12 protein-coding genes, 1 tRNA gene and 1 pseudogene are annotated in these 19,058 nt (G+C 54.9%); 8 read left to right on the top strand and 6 right to left on the bottom strand.

What is annotated here, in order from left to right; all coding sequences use genetic code 11:
* Positions 1–326 precede the first annotated feature (326 nt).
* A complete protein-coding gene (locus CWC48_RS08980; protein WP_100491712.1) occupies positions 327–551 on the top strand; it encodes a DUF2790 domain-containing protein in 225 nt (74 codons plus the stop codon).
* A 54-nt stretch (positions 552–605) separates the two neighbouring features.
* Here CWC48_RS08980 and CWC48_RS08985 read toward each other — a convergent pair whose 3' ends face one another.
* The gene (locus CWC48_RS08985) at positions 606–1,013 is read right to left on the bottom strand and encodes a hypothetical protein (RefSeq protein WP_099491358.1); all 408 of its coding nucleotides are present in this window, start codon (positions 1,011–1,013) and stop codon (positions 606–608) included.
* Between the two features lie 183 nt (positions 1,014–1,196).
* Here CWC48_RS08985 and CWC48_RS08990 point away from each other — a divergent pair.
* From CWC48_RS08990 to CWC48_RS09025, 7 genes and pseudogenes are all read left to right on the top strand, one after another.
* Positions 1,197–1,272, top strand: a tRNA-Thr gene (locus tag CWC48_RS08990).
* Positions 1,273–1,443: 171 nt separating this feature from the next.
* Positions 1,444–2,765 (top strand): annotated as a pseudogene (locus CWC48_RS08995) (tyrosine-type recombinase/integrase).
* A gap of 908 nt (positions 2,766–3,673) precedes the next feature.
* Positions 3,674–4,654 (top strand): integrase domain-containing protein, encoded by a 981-nt coding sequence (locus CWC48_RS09005; RefSeq protein WP_100491713.1) that lies wholly within the window; start codon positions 3,674–3,676, stop codon positions 4,652–4,654.
* Positions 4,651–4,926 carry a hypothetical protein gene (locus tag CWC48_RS09010; RefSeq protein WP_100491714.1) on the top strand — a complete coding sequence of 92 codons (276 nt, stop codon included), beginning with the start codon at positions 4,651–4,653 and terminating at the stop codon, positions 4,924–4,926. Before CWC48_RS09005 ends, CWC48_RS09010 begins: the two co-directional genes overlap by 4 nt.
* 245 nt (positions 4,927–5,171) lie before the next feature.
* Positions 5,172–5,966, top strand: a complete 795-nt coding sequence (locus tag CWC48_RS09015) for a restriction endonuclease (RefSeq protein ID WP_100491715.1) — start codon at positions 5,172–5,174, stop codon at positions 5,964–5,966.
* A gap of 775 nt (positions 5,967–6,741) precedes the next feature.
* Positions 6,742–7,542, top strand: a complete 801-nt coding sequence (locus CWC48_RS09020; RefSeq protein ID WP_100491716.1) for a hypothetical protein — start codon at positions 6,742–6,744, stop codon at positions 7,540–7,542.
* 714 nt (positions 7,543–8,256) lie between these two features.
* Positions 8,257–8,829 carry a hypothetical protein gene (locus CWC48_RS09025; RefSeq protein ID WP_100491717.1) on the top strand — a complete coding sequence of 191 codons (573 nt, stop codon included), beginning with the start codon at positions 8,257–8,259 and terminating at the stop codon, positions 8,827–8,829.
* Between the two features lie 112 nt (positions 8,830–8,941).
* Here the strand turns inward: CWC48_RS09025 and CWC48_RS09030 are convergent, their stop codons facing one another.
* From CWC48_RS09030 to CWC48_RS09050, 5 genes are all read right to left on the bottom strand, one after another.
* A complete protein-coding gene (locus CWC48_RS09030) occupies positions 8,942–13,285 on the bottom strand; it encodes a hypothetical protein (protein WP_100491718.1) in 4,344 nt (1,447 codons plus the stop codon).
* Positions 13,286–13,838: 553 nt separating this feature from the next.
* On the bottom strand, positions 13,839–15,209 hold the full coding sequence (gene pelG, locus CWC48_RS09035; protein ID WP_099491381.1) for an exopolysaccharide Pel transporter PelG: 1,371 nt from the start codon (positions 15,207–15,209) through the stop codon (positions 13,839–13,841).
* Entirely contained in the window at positions 15,210–16,724 is a 1,515-nt protein-coding gene (pelF, locus tag CWC48_RS09040) for a GT4 family glycosyltransferase PelF (RefSeq protein WP_025858569.1), read from the bottom strand.
* Positions 16,714–17,709, bottom strand: coding sequence for a HEAT repeat domain-containing protein (locus CWC48_RS09045; RefSeq protein ID WP_078046424.1), 996 nt, complete (start codon positions 17,707–17,709; stop codon positions 16,714–16,716). The genes pelF and CWC48_RS09045 overlap by 11 nt, the downstream gene beginning before the upstream one ends.
* Positions 17,687–19,054, bottom strand: a complete 1,368-nt coding sequence (locus CWC48_RS09050; protein WP_250883755.1) for a PelD GGDEF domain-containing protein — start codon at positions 19,052–19,054, stop codon at positions 17,687–17,689. Before CWC48_RS09050 ends, CWC48_RS09045 begins: the two co-directional genes overlap by 23 nt.
* Positions 19,055–19,058 lie beyond the last annotated feature (4 nt).

Raw genomic sequence — 19,058 nt, forward strand, 5'->3', positions numbered from 1 at the left:
GGCAGAAACGACACAAATCTGACATGTGTTCCAACAAAAATTCGATCGCAGCGCAGTCACTCAAAAATTTGACTACAACGATTCGCAATAAATATGACGGTTTATATCGCGCGACAGAATACGTAAACCGTATCTGCTTTCAAGGTAATTACCGCTGAGTGGTCGATTCAAAATTCCCCGCAAAGCCACGGCCCGTGTATCGCTGTGTATGCAGTCACCGCCTCGCTACACAACGAAGCAAAACCCGCGCCGCACGACACAGAACGGATACTTCCAGGGTGCTCAATTAGCCCACACCCACTTGTTGAACCCGGAGGATACTCACCATGAACTGGAACACCTTGATCGCCGTCAGCCTGCTGGCACTTGCCGTTAATGCCCACGCCGACGCGCAGCCCAAGCCGGATATCCAGCGTGTGCTGGCCACCGTCGAAGACACGGGAAATTCATGCGGGATCGTCAACGCGCGGATGACCTACCTGGATTCCCATGGGCAAAAACAGGTACTGGACTACAAGAAGTTTGCGGACAACTGCGCGGAAGGCAGTTGAGGATTGCGCCAACCGGGCGCCCGAGCGCCCGGTTTTGGAACGGCGTTTGACGGATTAGCGCACGCGTCGCTCGGTGAACGCGTAATCATCCTGGCAATCGCTGGTCGGGTCCGATGCCACGCTCACGTAATGCACCGTGTCTGCATCCAGCAGCTTATAGGTGTACACATCCGGCGAACGCACGCCGTCGGTGCGCAATTCATTCTTGCCATTGGCCGCCGACCACGAACCCTGCTCGGTCTGAATCACCTGGGTCTGCTGCGCATCGCGGTAGAAGGTGATCACAAAGCGACCGTCGGGCTTGAGGTTATTGGTCCACGATAGGAACTGGCACTTACCGGTCTCGGTGCGCAGGCCCTTCCAGGTGCCCACCAGCGCGGGATCGTTGGCTGGCTTATTGGAGGAACACGCGCCGAGTGCGACGGTGAGAAGGATGAGGGACAGAGAGAGAGTCCGTTTCACGTGGGGCTTCCTTTGGTTTGGATAAAATTGCGCAGGGGTAGGCCCTTCAGCGACAAGGGAAGAATCCTACACTTGCTAGCCGAAAAAAGGGGCGAGCGTGAAAAAAGCGCGGGTTCTGCAAAAATAGTCAGAATTCAGGGGTTTACAGAACCTTGCCAATCGCTATAATCGTCGCCCTAACACGCCGGTATAGCTCAGTTGGTAGAGCAACTGACTTGTAATCAGTAGGTCCCGGGTTCGACTCCTGGTGCCGGCACCATACAAGGTTCCAGAGAAGGCTTTCAAAATCTCTGGAACCCCCGAAAAACCCGCCTTCTGGCGGGTTTTTTCGTTTTGGGGTTCTGTCGGGTTACGTCAAAATCTGGTGGATTCCAGCCGTTTTAGGGGTAATGTTAGGGGTAAGGTAATTCGATAAAGGGGGAGTACCCTTATGTCGCGCACCACTGCTCCACTCTCCGATTCGGCTTGCCGCTCAGCCAAGCCCTCCGACCGCGCCTACAAGCTTTTCGACGGCGACGGCCTCTATCTTTTAATCCGACCCAATGGCCGTAAAGGCTGGCGTCTCAGGTATGTAAAACCTGATGGACGCGAAGGACTGACTTCGTTCGGCAACTACCCCGTGGTCGGTCTCGCCGATGCGCGCAACAAGCGCCTAGAGGTCAAGCGGATGCTGGTGAAAGGCATCGATCCCATAGAGACCAAACACCAATCCAAGACGCAGGCCGCAATCAAAGGCCGAACCTTTGAAAGCGCTGCACTGGAATGGCACAAAGCGATATCTGCCAAATGGGCACCGGGTCATGCAAAGACGGTTCTGAGCCGCCTCAAAACCCATGTCTTCCCACTGATCGGCGCTCGCTCCATTGTCGATCTGGATACCCATGACCTGATGCAACCTCTGGAAGCGATCCAGAAGCGCGGCACGATTGACGTCGCTTTAAGGGTAAAAACTACCTGCAGAGCATCATGCGCGAGGCGAAGCGTTCTCGGCAGATCACCGCAAACCCCGCCTACGACCTTGAAGGTTTGATCAAAGCCCCGAGGGTGATTCACCGCCCTGCTTTACCCTTATCGCGTCTGCCTGAATTGCAGGAGCGTATCGACACCTACCGAGGCCGCGCACTTACCCGGCTGACGGTCATGCTCTCGCTGCATGTGTTCGTCCGCTCCAGCGAACTGCGCTTCGCCCGTTGGAGCGAGTTCGACCTCAAGCGCGGCACCTGGGAGATACCTGACACTCGTCCAGCGTTGGACGGAGTACCCTTTTCAACAAGGGGGACGAAGATGGCCGGGGACATCCACCTTGTACCCTTATCGGCGCAAGCCGTGGCCCTGCTTGAACAGATCCACGCCCTCACCGGCAAATTCGACCTGGTGTTTGCAGGCGATGCCAAGCCCTGGAAACCCATGTCTGAAAACACGGTGAACAGCGCACTCAGAAAGATGGGCTACGACACCAAAACTGAAATCTGCGGCCATGGCTTTCGCTCAATGGCCTGTAGTGCGCTGATTGAATCTGGACTGTGGTCCGAGACCGCCATTGAAAGACAGATGAGCCACAAGGAACGCAACAACGTCCGCGCCGCTTACATTCACAAGGCTGAGTTCATCGAGGAGCGTAGGCTGATCATGAACTGGTGGAGCCGGTATCTGGAGGCCAACCGGCAGGAGCACGTCACTCCGCATGAATTCGCGAACCAGACCGGAGCGAACGTTACTCGCCTAAAAGCAAAACGTGGCGCAACCGAGTAAGCGCTCGGTCTCATATCTCAGTGATCCGCTTGTCCACGCGGGTCCATCCAAACAGGGCTGCAAAGCCGCCCTGCTTGGATGGACCTCACTTAAAAAATCTAAAGCCCACGCAACTGTCTGTGGAAAACCACAGATTTCCACCGGTGGATAATTTCATCCACAGCCGCAGAACTCCCAAAAATTCGAGCCTTGACCCGAATTATCCACAGGCGTAGAAAAGATCGGGCAAAGCGCTGTCGTTGACAGCAACCCAGGTAGCCAGAACCTTTAAGGCTACGCCACACCGTGGTGGTTCTCCCAAAGTGCGATTAGCGTCCGGCGGCTCGCACGGTCACAGCGATGTGATGGATGCCTACTTTTACCAGTGTGCCCACTGCGGCAACTTCCCCCTTTCATAGCTGCCCTGCAGCAACCTATCCGCTGGCCATTTCCTTGCGCCAACCTGCGCCCGTCTCTTTCTCCCGGAAAGAGACGGGCGCTCCTACCACTGCTGCAGCCCACGTCGTACATGGCTTTGCCGCAACTCTCCTCGCGACAATCGGCGTGACAAACACCGAAGTCACCCGCAACAGCGATGCGAATGATGGTGCCGCAGCCCAAGGAATGGACTGCACCTGACTGACAGTCAGGCATGCCCCGGTCATCACATCACTGCCTTCACCTGGCTCAGGATCTCGCGGCGCTGGTCTCGTCAGCCAGTGCAGCCTCTACCCGCCCACTTCCTCGGAAGTGCTCAGGAGGCCAGATCATGAGATGCCCAAGCTCCCGGTCGTAAAGAGCCGCCAGTCCCGCGTTAGTGGACAACCCTCACAGGTCGCAGGGGCCTTGATCCCTGATAGCACTCAACATCCATGGCGGGATGACGTGGGGAAAACTTCAAGAGTTTTGGCTTTGAGAGGAGTTTGATCATGGCATTGGTAGGTAGACGGGATGGGCGCAATTTTGGATGGGGTCGGCAACTGAGTTATGCCGGGCCACTGGCATTGAAAGACATGTTCGGCGGCGGACACTACGGCACGGTCAAGGCGCACAGTGATCGCTGGCAGGCTTTCGTGCGCTGGTGTCGTTCGGATGATGGGCCGGGCTTTAACGATTCGCGACAGATTGATCGACAGACCTTACTGGATTACGCAGGACATCTACGTCAGCAGGTTGAACAAGGCGCTATCTGCATCGCCACCGCGCAAAATCGGTTGTCCAGTGTGAACAGAACCATGGCCGCGCTTCGCGGTGATCCGTATGTGAAGGTGCCGAGTCCGAGCAAGGCGCTGGGGATGCAGCGCACCAGCGTTCGTCGCTCCGTGCCGCAAGGCCAAGATCGCGAACACGTGAAGCGGATCGTCGACATGCTCTGCGAACACCAAATGCCGCGCGCCGCGGCCATCGCTCAGTTAGCGCGAGCCACCGGCATGCGCTTGCGTGAAACCATTTTGGCTGACCTTCCGCGTCTAAAACATGAAGCCGAACAATTCGGCAAGATCAATATCCAGGAGGGCACCAAAGGGGGGCGCTCCGGCGCGTCAGCACCTCGCTGGATTACGGTAGATGATCATATTCGTGACGCACTGAAGTTTGCCGAACGGGTCTCGCCTGACGATAGCCGCAACCTGCTTGCGCCGAACGAAAGCTACCTCGATTTCCAACGGGGAATCGTCCGCCCCGCCCGACACATCCTCCATCGGCACAACCTTAAAGGTTTCCACGAATTGCGGGCGGCCTATGCGTGCAAACGCTATGAGCAAATCACTCACCATCCCGCGCCCATCAACGGTGGCCGCTGCTATCAGCTCGACCGGCACCTCGATCAGCAGGCCCGCACACAAATCAGCTACGAGCTGGGGCATGGTCGTATCGACGTGGTATCGGCTTATATCGGTGGTCGAGCATGAGCAAAACATTCGATATGGAGCTGTTCCTGGCGGGTGTTCTCACCGGGTCGCATGCCACACGCGAACGTCACCTACGCCAAGCAAAGACCATTCAAGCGGAGATCTCTAATCGCTGGCACAAAGATAATCCATGGACCTGGCAGCGAAAGCATCTCGCATGGTTTCTAAACCGTCACGTGAACCAGCACGCTGAATCGACGCGCTATTACTATCTACTGACCGTGCATTTGCTCACTCTTCGCTTAGGAAAATCCTGGCAATTCAACCTCTAGGTGAAGGTCAACAACCGGCCAAAAGCAGCCTATCGTTGCAGACTCCTTTCGCCTCATTCCTGACGCTCGGACCTGCCTAACTTACCCCGGGCCTGCTCACTCTTCCCACAACCGATGGTGTCAAAATGGACTTGGCAAGCTATCATTTGGCCATCACCGGATCGTTGAATTTGTTAGGACGCTCCATAAGAACGACCGGAATGATCAGAGAAGATTAGCTTAATCGTTAAACATCAGGGTAAACGATGAATAGTGGAATAGAATTAGAGAAACATGTTCAGCAAGTTTATTCGGCCCTTCTAAATATGAAGGACGAAGGAATAATTGTGGGACAGGATGTACAAATTGTCGATAAGTTTGGTCGATCGCACCAAGTTGATGTGTATTATCAATTTGAAAAGGCCGGAATCACTCATAAGGTCGCAATTGAATGCAAAGATCATGGGCGCCCAGTTGATAACGGCCAAGTTGCAAAATTTTTCGGCAAGTTAACGAATGCTGGAAATATACAAAAGGTGATGATCTCTAGACTTGGCTACCAAAAGCTTGCCAAAGAAATTGCAGAGGATAATGACGTACTTTTATTGTCTGTTGATGATCTTCCAAAGTTAAATGAGTTGCTAGCGGCACGCCTTAAAACTGTTGCATTGCCAGATGAAACAACTATTGGCGAGCCATTCTGGACCATTATGGAAAAACGAGATGGATCAGTTTCTGGTAGTTTTTTTGCTTATCCCCACCCCACAACGAAAAGACCTGAAATGCTTTTATTCTACTCTAAAGAGCATGCGCAGCGAGCTTTTATAGAGGCTCAATTAGATAGTGACCGTTGGTGTGTTAGAGGCATGCCTCAATATGTCTTCAGAGCTTTTCTTATTCAGCTAGAGTGGGCTGAAATGAAAGGGTACGGAGCGGCAGTCTTGTTTGCCCCACCTGGTGCGCTCAAAGATAAGCCCTTCATTACTCTTCCTGCGTCAAGAAAGGATCTGATCGCGGAGTACTATAAAGGTGAAATACCAAGCATCACGAAAGGAGTTTAACAAACAGCCGCAACGGATCGATTTTCACTACGCTCGAATTGCCTGCTGAGCTACGCATCATACGAGCTTAAGGCGCTTGCCCGTGAAAAAGGCTTTAGAATCAATAGGCCATGGAACGCGGTATCAGTCATCACGCTTGTAGCGAGTTTTATTTCTCACAAGCTATGTAAATGTCCGTGCTTGAACATGAGAGGTATGGAAACGCTGTAAGTGCCCGGCAATAGACGAATGGCGATAACAAAAAACCCGGCTCACTGGCCGGGTTTCACTCCTATCGCATGTCGTCTGAAACGGTGTTTCCTCATCCGCTCTGGATTTGGCCATGATTGCCCTCGCCTGGTTCTGCTACAAGGAGGAGGCCGCGGCGGTAAGGCTCACCTCGCCAGTCAACTCGGGGGGAGGTATAACGCAACTGGCGAGGCGAGCCACTGAGCCCTAATTCACCAATTCATTTTTCCTGACGCCTTCCATCTGATTTTTCCCGAACAGCAGTAACTCCTCCCCTGCAAAGTCAGTCGCTATAGAGGCAAGGACGAAGTCATGCCTAAAGAAAAACACCCGTCCTGATTGCAGCCGGTCTTCACCGGCTGCTTTGGGTCGTTTTCAGCCCTTCGCGACAGGCAGAAATCAGCCAAAAGCGGACGCTCAAGCCGGAGCTTATGGCCCTGAGTAAACTTCGTATTGCGGACGATGCTCGCAGGGATGATGATGTCGCATCAGCGCCCGGACAAGACTATGTGACTGGGCGTACATTGGTCTCATTCATGGTGCGAAAATGCCAGATCCTATTTCGTTAATCGGTGGTGGAGCGATTGCAGCTTACATTGGTAAGGACGGGCTAGAGAAACTCTTAGGCCCAACTGCGTCTTATTTAGGAGATACTCTTAAGGAGATAACGAAAAGCAGAGTTGAGAATATAGGAAAGATCTTCAAGAGGGGTGAGAAAAAGCTTGGAGAAAAGGCTAATCAAAAAGGGCAGATACCCCCAAAATTGCTCAATACGATTTTAGGGGACGCATCCTTTAACGAAGACGACTTAAGCATAGAGTACTTCGGCGGGATATTGGCCTCGTCCAAATCTGATACAGGGCGCGATGATCGAGGGGCTAGCGTCGCCAAATTATTGGACAGCCTTTCAACATATCAAATTAGAGCTCACTACATTTTATACAAAGCATTTATCGAGCACTATAAGGGTGGTGATGATATTTCAGATTCTGCGACACGAGCGAAAATAAGAGCTTTCATGCCAATGGTTACGTTTACAACAGCCATGGAATTCTCTGCAAAAGAACTGGAAGATATTAGTAGGATCTTCTCGCATACCCTGTTCGGGCTCTATCAATATGGACTTTTAGAGAACTTTGAATATGGTGATGTTAATCATATGAAGACTTTTATGCCGGACATTCGAGACGCTGGAGTGGGCTTCGTTCCGAGCGTGAAAGGTTTGGAACTTCTTGCCTGGGGTTTAGGGATCGGAGACAAAGATCATTCTCTACTCTTCTCTGGCGGTTACATCCCGCCAGAGGTGAATATTCCAAATTGTAATCTAGGTGTCATCGTGACTAAGTGACCCGCTTTTTATCGCCGCTGACGGCTGTCATGAGACGGGCTAACGACTTGAATCTCTGAGGAATCAGACGCTACAGATTCTCCTTGATCACTATCTTGGATAGGCTCTGCTGCGATAGGCACTGCTGAAGCGGAGGATATGCAGGAGGCAGCTTTTGGCCGATTTCTGCCTATCGCCACCGGCAGCTATGGGTCCAGGCTGTGTGAAAACGCTGGCACTGATTTTAGCTCCGCGCTTCTACGTAAAATCTGCGAACATTTGGCGAGGGAACGATCTAGATTTTGCGTAGAAGTGAGATATTTGCTCTGCTTTTGAGCGCTACATCTGCTCGGCGGCGTTTTCACACAGCCTGGGTCGACTCCTGCCTATGACCCATGGGGAATAATCGGCAACGTTCAAACTCTAGAGGTTTACCATGTCGGATGCTGCTCTGGATATTCTACGCGCAGGCCGACAACGTGCTGCCCCCTAAAAAAGGCCCGATTCGATTCCACTGAAAGCCATAACTAGCTGATTTATTTATAGTTACTAGTTGGGGTACGCCTAATTTTCCACCGACTTCCAGAGCCGCAGAAAACCTAGCCTCCCCGAAACATACCGTTCGTCTGGTGCCGGCACCATACAAAACGAAGGCTCGCAGAAATGCGGGCCTTTTGTTTTTGCGCTATACGTAACAAGCGACGTAATAAGCGCTACTTCAAAGGTGCGAACCCCATGGATTGGATGCAGTTTGTTTCGGCGCTAGTGTCCGCCCTCGCATGGCCAGCCGCGGTGGTAACGGTCGTTTGCCTGCTAAAAGATCCGATCCTAGGGCTCATTCCCAAAATCCGTAGCTTCAAATACGGCGAGCTTCATGTCGATCTCACCGAGGAGTTGAAGGCAGTCCAGGAGAGTCTTACGGGCAAGCTCCAGGAACCTCCTGGTGATGAAAAAGCTCCCCTTCCGACGCCTGTTGCTCTTCAACTTGCTGCAGTATCGCCACGTGGAGCCATCCTGCATTCATGGCTTGAAGTAGAGGCGACCGTAGACCTGTTGGCAAACGAACTGGGCTACGAGTTTTCGGCGAAAGCCAGCGCCGTAGTGAAGATGCGAGTGCTGAACGATGAGCGAGTCATCGACCCTTTGATCTACACAACCTTTCTACAGCTGTCCAAAGTTCGAAACGATGCAGTGCACCTGACGGATCGTGAGATGGAGTACCAGGACGCCGCGATGATGTGGGGATCCTGCTCCTGGCTGATAGAGCGACTGAATGCAGCGTTGCCTCCGAATTCCGCCGAAGCCTGACGGCGCAGTTCCCATTGCCGAGGATCGCTACCGTACGCCGCAGGCATCATCGTCGGGCTCATCATTGTGTTGATGATGCTTGCCTGCCCCCCACCTAGTGGTTTCTGTCTTTTCATGTTGACCCCTCGGCCGGTACTTTTGAGGAGCGCCTATTTTCGGATAAAAGACGTGGCCGCAAATCAAGCACACGAGTAACAAGAAGTACGGACATTCGCATCTCGTCGGAGATCTTCAATGCTTCTTCTTGAAGCATCGCTTCAAGCCCCAATACATCTAAGCGCTCACCGGAATCTGGATGTTCCCATTGACGGTCTTGAGCCACCGTCACTAGCAGACAACCAGAGCGACACTCCTCTGAAGCCATGTATTTAGTCACCAGTTGCGACTTAATCGTATCTCGTAGATCACGCCCCGTACGTCCATCACCTAGCTTCAACTCAATCACCGCTTGTTGATCAGAAGCCGTAGCACGAAGCCTTATGTCGGTCTCTTTCTCGTCCGCTGTTACCCCTTCCTGATCTACGGTATATGCCTGATTAGCTGTATTTCGTAGTTCTCGCGCAATTTCACGACGCATTACTTTTTCTTCGGAAATTCCCGCCCAAGCAGCGCGAGGGGAATCATCACGTAGCAACAAATCTTCAATATCGTCGAGGCGGTCGACTAAGAGCGCAAACAACTCCGTTCGAGTTATCGGAGGGGCTTCGCCATTGCGAATGAGAGCGACCACCTCTGCCTCCGATAGCACAGCTACGTCCGCCTCTCGAGCAGCCCCCTCGCGGGCCATCAACAACGTGCGGTCTCGAATGCGAGCGAATAGAGGATCGTCAGCCATTTCGAGCTTCACGTTCCAAGCTTCAGGCCCCTTAGAATCCATAAGAGCGCTCAATAAAGCGTCACGTCCACGCTGAGCGTGATCCCGGCTGCTGGGAGAGTAGGCCCCCTCATGCGTAATATCTTCAAAAGGCCGCACATGGCTATAGGCAAGGCGCAGAAGCCTAAGCAATACCCGAGGACTATATTTAGGGGTACGAAGGTCAATATACATCTCATGGTAAGGTTCGCCAAAAAGGAGAGCCATCCAGTCAACACCCGATCCCAGCAGACCAGGTTCTAACTTGTTCAAGCCTTGCTCCAAGTGCTCAACACCTACCGCAGGATCCATCCACATCATTACTGGAAGCCATATACGAGCCGTTGCCGAACCAAGACCGCACGTCAGCTGGTTCGCCGCAACAGTGACGAAGTACTTATGTAGTTTCTCGTCGCCATTCTTCAGAAGGACGTCGAGCACCCTCCGCTTCAGCTCTGCGACTTCGTCGCTTTTCTCAAGCGTCTTGGGGACGATGTTCTCATCCATCCATGCTTTGAGTCGGGGTTGAAACAAGCCCGCGAGTGCTGGCGTGGCATGGGCTATATTTTCCAACAGCATAGAGTGACGACGCTTAGGCACGATTTCATTCAGCTCGTACGTAAGCTCCGCCCCCAAAACCTCATCAACTGCGACAGGCTGCGCTTCGGCAAGATTTGCCAACCAAGAGGGAAAGCCATTCAGTTCAAGAAGCGCGTAACGAGAGGCAAGCCTGGCTTCACCGATGGAAAGTGCCTTCGCCCAATTTGGATCCTCGGCCTCCGCTGCAATTCCGGCGAGGCCGAGTTGCCAGCGGGTTAGAAAAGTATCCCTCTCGTCTCTAGGTCGTTCGCTACGCATCGAGGGGCAGTCATTGCGCCATAGCGTCGTCATTGTCGAACGTAAACGGTCAGCAACTTCTTTGCTGAAATGCCGCTCAATGAAGCTACGGCTCCAACCTGACGCTCGACTCTCCTCGCCAGACCGGCTTATCGCGGTCCATAAATTCCAAGCCGTGCTACCGGCTCGATCAGGGCTGAAAGCGGTTTGGGGATTATTAGCAACCTCCATCCAAAACATAACCCAGGACTCATGATCTTTGGCTCGACGACGCTCACTTTGTCTTCGTCCTCGTTCAAATCTCAATTCCATGGCAATCAGTTCACGATTCACCGGTGCTGGTTTGAGATGATCATTGATAGCTTTCGTAAGCGTCGGGGAGTCTGCGACGCGCTCCTGAACAAGGAGTAAATGATGTCGCCATTCGCTTTGTAGTGCGACTTCTAACATTAGGCTGCGTTGAGAGAGCGGCATTTGCAGATCTGAGAGATTATCCAGTACCCATGTCGCATCCTGAACAGCATTCAAGGCTATAGGCCCATAGAAATTGGCCTCCATGAAACGTCGTCGTGGGTCGTCCTGCTTGGTTAGGAACTTCATCAAAGTGTCATCTGCCCAGAATGCAGCCTCTCTCACTGATGATGACGCTTTCCCAAACGCTGCTCGTAAATGCGTAGCAGGCTTATAAGAGGTGTACTCATCCCGAGCGAAGCGCAGGGCCAGGACGGATGATTGAATTACCGTTTCTGAGCGGCAACCTTCGGTGAACTGGCGAAGACATACGGCGGCAAGGGGAGCGGCTAGATGTCTCTTCGGGGAGGCAATATGAGGCCACTTGACGCGCCATTCGAGCCCATTTGATAGGAGCTCAGTCAAGCTTTTGCGCAAGCTTTCGAGATAATCGGGAGTCAGAACAGCGTCAGCGATAGATTGCCAGAACCAGTTAAACTCATCCTCGCGCTGGGCAGACTCTCCGGCGCGCGCGAGAAGAACGCAAACCTGCTCCGGACTGATTAGATTAGGAAACAGCCGAATTATCCCGTTTCTTAGCAGACTGACATCCCATATATCTGGACTGTTCTGCATACATTGAATCACCTCCTCCGATCGGGGATCACGGAGGTTAATCAATACCTCCAGCGCATCCATTCGTTCGCCACTTTCGGATTCACGGTTCATAACCACGGAAAAGGCAATATCGGCCCCTTCAACCATCGGAACAGCCGCGATTACTTTCAGTAGGAGTTCTCTCACCTCCGGATTTTCAACATTGCTATGCCAGAGACGTAGAACCTCGGGCGCAAGGTCCTGGCTGGCGAAGCGGTGAACTTGGATCTGAGGAACGCGCTTTCCACGCCAACCACCCTGACCGTAGCGCCGGACATAGGCATCCAACGCCGCGATACGCTGTTGGCTCGAAAGCGATTCAGGGTCCGCATGATCAAGCAGAACATCTGGTTCACGATCACGGACTTCCGAGAATATGCTCTCGTGAGATGAGGCGAGCCACGCAGCAACTGGCTGCATGGACGGTTTTACAACCTTAAGACCGTGCAACGTCTCGACAAAAAGGAGCCGTTTTACCGCTTTGACTGACATGCCAAAGTCCAGCAATGATCTCAGTCGCTGAGCCGCCAGATACTCGATAACTGATCGATGATGGAACCTAACACGGCCATAACTGGCAAAACCGAACAAAGCACGCTCCAACAAAGTCTCGCGCTCGTCGGCCGACCAATCCATTAAGATCACTGAGGGGTCTAAAGCGGTGCCCGGTTCACCGCCCCTATCGGCCTCGGCACTGTGTCGTAACGTTAGCTTGCGAGTTAACAGCGCAGCAAGGGCGAGACGACCAGCACCCTCGATAGCCTTCTCATTCGGTAGCTGGGCCTTTTCTCTGCGGTCTATACGAGGCTTCAGTTTGACCGCAACATTATGAGCAACCTGCTCACGGTGGGTACGAATGCGACGATAGTCGCGCCAATCAGCGCAGAGCTCGATCAAATCTTGAGGTCGGCGAGCAAAGTCTTCAGCGTTTCGCCTACGAATATCCTTAAGCATTTCGTCTGCATCGGCTACGCCTTGGAGAGTTGCCACACTTCGAATCTGGTCATCAGATAGGGGAAGCAATGTGACATTTCTCCAAATCGGCACAGTCGTCTCCTTACCCTTCCCTTCACTGTTATGCGTACTCATCGCAATGTCGGCAAAATTTGCTGAGGAAGGGGTCGACTCCCTTTTTTTTGGAACGGGGAGAAGCTGTTGGACTAGGCGATAATCAATGGGAATTGGTCGGGTGGTGATCACGATGCGCACGCGACCAAGTTGCCCCATAAGCGCCTTGTTGAGGCGTTTCAACGCCACTTCGAATGAGCCCAGCGTTAGCTTCAACTCGTCGATAGAATCCAGAAAAATGGTAGCCACATCTGATTGAGAGGCTAGCCATGCATCAAAACGCAGCTCCTCTTCAACCAGCAATAGTTCTCGAAGCTGATTTTGGCAGAGTTGAGCCAGATCCAAGTAAAACGCCGCCTCACCGGCGTTCCATTTTGTAAGCTGCTCAGCGCGGCATTCGTAAGTCTTACCAGCCCCGGCTTCCGAAACAATTAGCACACGGTCGGACTTGAGCAACTCATCCCAACCAAACCTGCCGAATGAGGCTGCTCGGGATTGGAATGAAACGGGGTCAAAGGAGTTGAAAGCGTCGTCTGAAAGCTCCTCGAAGCTTCGGTGAGTTCTGTGCGACGTCAAATCTGGGAAATCCATAGGGGGAGTCTTTAGTCCGTTGATCAAATCATTGTGCCTGTCCTTGATGGCCATATGAAAGCAGACTGTATTGCTTGGGGTGCAAACAGATTTTGCAGCGGAACGCGGATCAGGAAATGCTGAATGTTTTTTCCATAGCTCGGCCTGAAGTCATTCCTTACCACGTATCAATTGAAGCAGTCGGGTAACGGGGGAGGCGGCGTGGTTTTCTTGCGAACGCAGCCTTCAGTAGCTTGCTGCTAGCCAGTTCACCGAGACGCTGAGTCGAGCCGGATAAACCTCATGAATTGAATTAGGATAATCTTAGGGATAGAAAACTTCTGAATTACAATAATTCATCAATGAAATAAGTAGTTAAGTTTCGATTCGACTCCTGGTGCCGCACCATATCTCGAAGCCCCGCAATGCGGGGCTTTGTGGTTTCTGGGGTTTGTAAAGCAGCGAGCATTCAAACGCCCATCTGCAGGAAAAATGCCCACAACTGCCCCCACGCAAACAAAAAAAGGCACTGCCGCTAACGGCCAGTGCCTTTTTTACACCCATCAAACCCCAATCAACGCGCCAACATAAACGTCTCATACTCCAGATCTTCCAGCGCCGACGACAAGCGCGCCAGCCCCAGCAACACGCACACCAGCAACGAAAGCGTAAACCCGTAGCCGAAGAAGCTCGGGCCCAGGTGCATGCTGAGCAGTGTCAGGGCTGCGTTGAGCACGGCGAAGAGTACGCACAGTTCCAGGACTACGCGGCGTTTGTCGAGGTAGAAGAACACGTTGAGCAGCGCCATGAACACGACCTGGATGCTCACGCCGATCAAGTCGATGTAGAACAGCGGCAGGTAGTAGCTGGAGATGCCGATCCACTCCAGCAGGCGCGGTGCAAAGAGAAATAGCAGCACCACCGTGAGCCCCTGGACTTTGCAGATTTCCAGCAGGCCCTGGCGAATGGACAGGGTCATTTCGGTTTTCAGCGAACCGATGTGCTGCAAGGTTTCGCCGTCGCGGATGGCGCGGAACAAGCGGTCGTACCACTCGGCAAAATCGGTCTCGATGCGCACCAGGAACACGGCCATGCCAGGGATGATCGCCAGGTAGGCAATAAAGATGGGCATGTCGTACAGGATCGATGCTCGCAGCGGGCCGATCACGGTGTTGGAGGTGCTTGGGTTGAACCAGAACAGGATCTTGTCGACCCAGATGCCGAAGTTATAGAAGAACCCGGTGACCAGCAGGCTGAGGAAGACGTTGCGACGATTGAGGAAGTCGAAGGCAATCATCTTCTCGGCGCGATACTCGCGCAGGATGTCGTAGAGGTACAGGAACAGCAGGCTGCCGTGTCCGATCAACAAGGCCAGCAATAGGCCTGGCATCTTCAGGAAGCTCAGCAGGTAGGCGCTCGCAACCATCAGCGAGTAGCCCACCACCATCACTAGGAGGATGCGGTTATATTTCTTCATCCCCGAGAGGAAGATGATCACCAGCCATAGGTTGCACAGCACCACGAAGTTCGACAGCACCAGTACACGGTAGATCAGCGGCTGATCGAACAGCAGCGCCAGCACGATGACGCCCAGCACCCCTGCCCCCACAGTCACCATCAACAGAATGCCCAGCAGGTTGGGCAGGATCTGTTCGTAGTTGTGCTCGAACAACTGGTCGGACACAAAGCGGGTGAAGAACAGCTGCAGGCCGCCCGTCAGGATCAACGAGCTGGCCATCAGGTACGTCACCGTGACCAGGAATTGTCCCACCAGCGAGTTAGGCAACAACAGACCAAGACTGATGATCCCCACCAGCATCACGCTGATGATCGACAGCACCCAGGGGCCGGAGCTGATCAACCCTGCGTACACATAGGCGTGCAGGGTGGCGGTGTATGAGTCGCGCGAGAGGATCTTGCGCAGTTCGAAGCCAATACCGGCCATTTAACTGTTCTCCATGGCTGCCTGGTACAGGTCGCGGTAGCGCTGCAGCATCAAGGCTTCGGTGTAGTAACGGTTGACCCGCAGCAAGCCGCTGGCTTGTGCAGCCTTCCAGCGCTCGGGGCTGCGCAGCAGCTCGAGGATGGCAGCGGAAGTGGCCTGTGGGTCGGCGATCGCCACCACCTTGCCAGCGTGGCCAAGGTCACGGTCTTCGGCGCTGCCGCCTTCGATCAATTCGCGACACGAGCCGACGTCGCTGCTGATCACTGGGGTGCCGGCGGCCCAGGCTTCGAGAATCACCAAGGGTTGTGCCTCGCTGATCGACGTCAGCACCATCAGGCCAAGCTTGGGCAGAATGTCCTGGATGCGCTGAAAGCCGAGGAAGTGCACCTTACCCTCAAGCCCCAGGCTCGCCATCAAGCTGCGGCACTCGCTGACGTATTCCGGATCTTCCTCTTCCGGGCCGACAATCCAGCCTTCGGCGTTCGGCATGGCGCTGATCACGCCACGCATGGCGCGCAAAAAGGTTTTCACGTCCTTGATCGGCACCACCCGCCCGATTAACCCGACCACGGGGGCAATGCCCGGCTCGCGGGTTTCCATGGCGCTGGCCCATTGCGACAAGTCGATGCCGTTGGCGATCAGTTGCGTACGGCGCGGGTCGGCACCGTCCTTGATCTGGCGCTGACGGTTGCCGTCATACAAGGCGATGATGTTGTCGGCACTGTTGTAGGCCAATTGGCCGATCCGTTCGAAGTAGCGCACCCACAGGGTGCGGATATAGCCCGAACCACCATCGAGGCTGCGGTTGAGCGCCTGCCCGGAGCTTTCGGCGATCCACGTGGCCTGGGCCAGATCGATCTTGCGCTCTTTGGTGTAGATGCCGTGCTCACTCAACAGGTAGGTGCACTTCCAGCGGTGCTTGAGGATGCAGCCCAGCAGTCCGGCGTAACCGGTGGAGATCGAGTGCAGCACCCGCGCCGGCGGCATCTTGCGCGAGGCTTCAGCGAGCATCAGCAGCGGTGACTGCAACGAACGCAGGGTCCAGAAATAGTTGACGAACGAGGGGTCGGCGCAATGCTGGCGATAGCCTTCGCTGAGGGTCTCCCAACTGGCGCGGCTGCGCAGTACATCATCGAGGGTCATATGCCCGTCGGCGATGCAACTGAGCAAGCGCTCGCCCAGCTCGCGTTCCGGCTGGTCCGGGTGGTGCAAAAAGCGATACAGGTCGGCGAGTTGCTGCGGGTCGGCTTCGCGCGGCGTACCCCGGGTGTTGGTGGGGTGCGTCGCATCTTCGAGGAACACCTCTTCGATGTGCACCACGTTGGCCGGTATCTCATAGCGTCGCGAGGCGTAGGCTGAACGCTGGCCGCCAATGAACATCACCGAGAACGTCAGCTCCGGCAGGCCCAGGATCATCTGGTGAATCCAGCTCGAGACGCCGCCACGCACGTACGGCCAGGTCCCTTCCAGCAACAGGCAGATATCGGCAGTCGGTGGCGTTTGCTTATGATTCATTCCAGCTCCTCACCAGCTCAGCGAACGGTGGCCGCTGGCGGGTTTCTTCAGGAAGGCTGGCGAGCAACCCAGGGATTTCATGATAACGACCGGCCTCAAACGCCAATTCAGCATGGAACGGCAGCAACTGAGCAGCGCCCAGGCCGTTCTTCTCGGCCTCATGCAACAGCACTTCGGCGCGTTCGTTCTCGCCGCGTTCCAAGGCAATACGACCCGCCAGCAGCAACAGTTCGCCACCCTCGCCTGCCGCCAAACCCTGCTCGGCGTGCTCACTGGCCTGGCTGAGTACGTGTTCGAGTACGCTGCCCTGAGCCAGGCCGAGATAGGCCAGTTCCCAGTACCAGCGCGCCAACATGCCATGTACCGGCCCAGCGGTGCGCGGGCTGACGCCAGCCAACTGCTCAAGGGCCATCTGGATGTGCAGGTTGATGTCGCTTTCTTGCTTGTCGAGCATCGAATACGCCAGCAGGCGCACGTCATCGCTCGGGTCGCCCAAGGCTAATTTGAGGATTGGCACGGCGTCCTTGCCGGGCATGCGGCGGGTCGCCAGCAATGCGGCGAGGCGCTGGTCCGGGTCGGGCGCATGACGCAGTACGTCCTGCAGTCCGCCATCCGCGAAAATCGGCGAGCGCGTCTGGGCTTGAGCTCGAAATGGCAAACCTGGGATGCCCACGGATTGCCAGGCCTGACGGTCACGTTTGCGAGGCAGATAAAGCGCAGGAAAGATCGACGCAACCACACCCAACGCGCCGATGACCGGCACGAAGAACGCCAGGCTGAAAATAAAAATCGGGCTCCAAGGCAAGGGTGCGCGGTAGCGCGCCGGCAGTAATAGCCAGACGGCGCCACACAGCATCAGGCAGGCCAGGGCGTGGCTGAAGATGAACACCAGCAATTGATGAGACACCGGCGCATCAAGCCACAAACTGCCCCAACTGCCCGCCTCTAACACCAAGGCCCCGCTAAACAGCCACTTGCTGATCATTCAGGCCACACTCGTTGTAGAGGAAGTTACGCAGCCCGTTGCGATCACAGCCAGGCTCCAGGTTGAAAGGCATGACCCGCACACCCAAGCTGTCCAAGTCGGTATCGATACCAAAGTGCTCGTGCAACAGCATGCCAATCCGCGCCAGGTAGCCTTCGGTACCTTCCGGGCTTGTCAGCGGCAAGAGCACCAGCAGCAGACGATGTTCGCGGTTGTTGCGCACCGCCAGGTGCAGGTCCAGGCCACGTTGGCTGCGCTCCATCAGACGCGACAGTTCCTCGTTGGCGCGCGTCATCTCGAACGCGAACAGACCGGCCGGCAAGGTGTGCTGCTCGACATCCACCAGCGAACGCTTGAGCTGCAAGGTGAACTGCTGGGAATCGGCGTCGGGCAATTGCAGAACGTGCGGGTCGCGGCGCAACAGGTCGGCGATGTGGCCAGCCAGCAGCGACAAGAGGCTCAGCGTACGATCTTGGAACGCGAAGAACGGCATCTGCCGAACCGCCAGGATCGCCAGCAGCCGACCTTCAGCGTCGATCAACGGGATGCACGCCTGCAGCGATGAGAACTGCGCGGAGTTACCCGAGTCGATCAACTCCTGGCGTACGCTGACCAGTTCACCGCGCTCCAGGCACAGCTTGATCAAACCGTCGTCGGTACCCAGGGGGCCCATCACACCGATCATCGCCAGGGCTTGCGGCAATACGTTTTTCTCGCTGTCGTCGACGCGGTACAGCCCCGCCACACGCAATGCACCGTACTGTCCGAGCATCGCCACAATCGGCTCTGCCAGTTCGCTCAATGCATCGCCTTCAACTGGCATGCCACGCAGTTTTTCGCGCAGGCCCAGCAGCGAACTGCGCAGGCTCTGGTCACTGCCGGCTACACGTTGCTCAAGCAGGTCGTGGGAAACCCGCAGGATCTGGTGGGCACGGGTAAATTCGTCGAGACGGTACTGACGGTATTCGTTAGCCATCTGCAGACGCTCCAGGCGGCGCACCCACAGGTCGCGCACCTCACCCACCAGCATGCCGCAGACCAACACACCGACGATGAACGACGGCTCAAGCTGGGTATAACCTTCATGACCGCTGTAACGCAGCGCAAACAGCGCCGCAACGAGCAGCCCCGCGCTGAACAGGCCGCGCACAAAACCGTAACGCACACCCAACAGCAGCGGCGCCAGAATCGGCCAAGGGAAACCACCGTGCATCTGCAACGGGTCCTCGGGAGTCAGCCAGAAGCCAAGGCCAATCGCCAAGCCCGTCACCAGCAGTGTTTCCAGCCAAGACACCGGCCCGCTGGCGCGAGGCGCCAGGCTGTAATCCATGTGTGGAGAATTCATTGCG

The organism is Pseudomonas sp. S10E 269 (genome assembly GCF_002798465.1).
In the GTDB taxonomy this organism is placed as follows: Bacteria; Pseudomonadota; Gammaproteobacteria; order Pseudomonadales; family Pseudomonadaceae; genus Aquipseudomonas; species Aquipseudomonas pergaminensis.

Coding starts and splice junctions, on each gene's coding strand:
- CWC48_RS09010 (WP_100491714.1), top strand. CDS start 4,651: ATGAGCAAAACATTCGATATGGAGCTGTTCCTGGCGGGTGTTCTCACC.
- CWC48_RS09025 (WP_100491717.1), top strand. CDS start 8,257: ATGGATTGGATGCAGTTTGTTTCGGCGCTAGTGTCCGCCCTCGCATGG.
- CWC48_RS09050 (WP_250883755.1), bottom strand. CDS start 19,054: ATGAATTCTCCACACATGGATTACAGCCTGGCGCCTCGCGCCAGCGGG.
- CWC48_RS08980 (WP_100491712.1), top strand. CDS start 327: ATGAACTGGAACACCTTGATCGCCGTCAGCCTGCTGGCACTTGCCGTT.
- CWC48_RS09045 (WP_078046424.1), bottom strand. CDS start 17,709: ATGATCAGCAAGTGGCTGTTTAGCGGGGCCTTGGTGTTAGAGGCGGGC.
- pelF (WP_025858569.1), bottom strand. CDS start 16,724: ATGAATCATAAGCAAACGCCACCGACTGCCGATATCTGCCTGTTGCTG.
- pelG (WP_099491381.1), bottom strand. CDS start 15,209: ATGGCCGGTATTGGCTTCGAACTGCGCAAGATCCTCTCGCGCGACTCA.
- CWC48_RS09015 (WP_100491715.1), top strand. CDS start 5,172: ATGAATAGTGGAATAGAATTAGAGAAACATGTTCAGCAAGTTTATTCG.
- CWC48_RS09005 (WP_100491713.1), top strand. CDS start 3,674: ATGGCATTGGTAGGTAGACGGGATGGGCGCAATTTTGGATGGGGTCGG.
- CWC48_RS09030 (WP_100491718.1), bottom strand. CDS start 13,285: ATGGATTTCCCAGATTTGACGTCGCACAGAACTCACCGAAGCTTCGAG.
- CWC48_RS09020 (WP_100491716.1), top strand. CDS start 6,742: ATGCCAGATCCTATTTCGTTAATCGGTGGTGGAGCGATTGCAGCTTAC.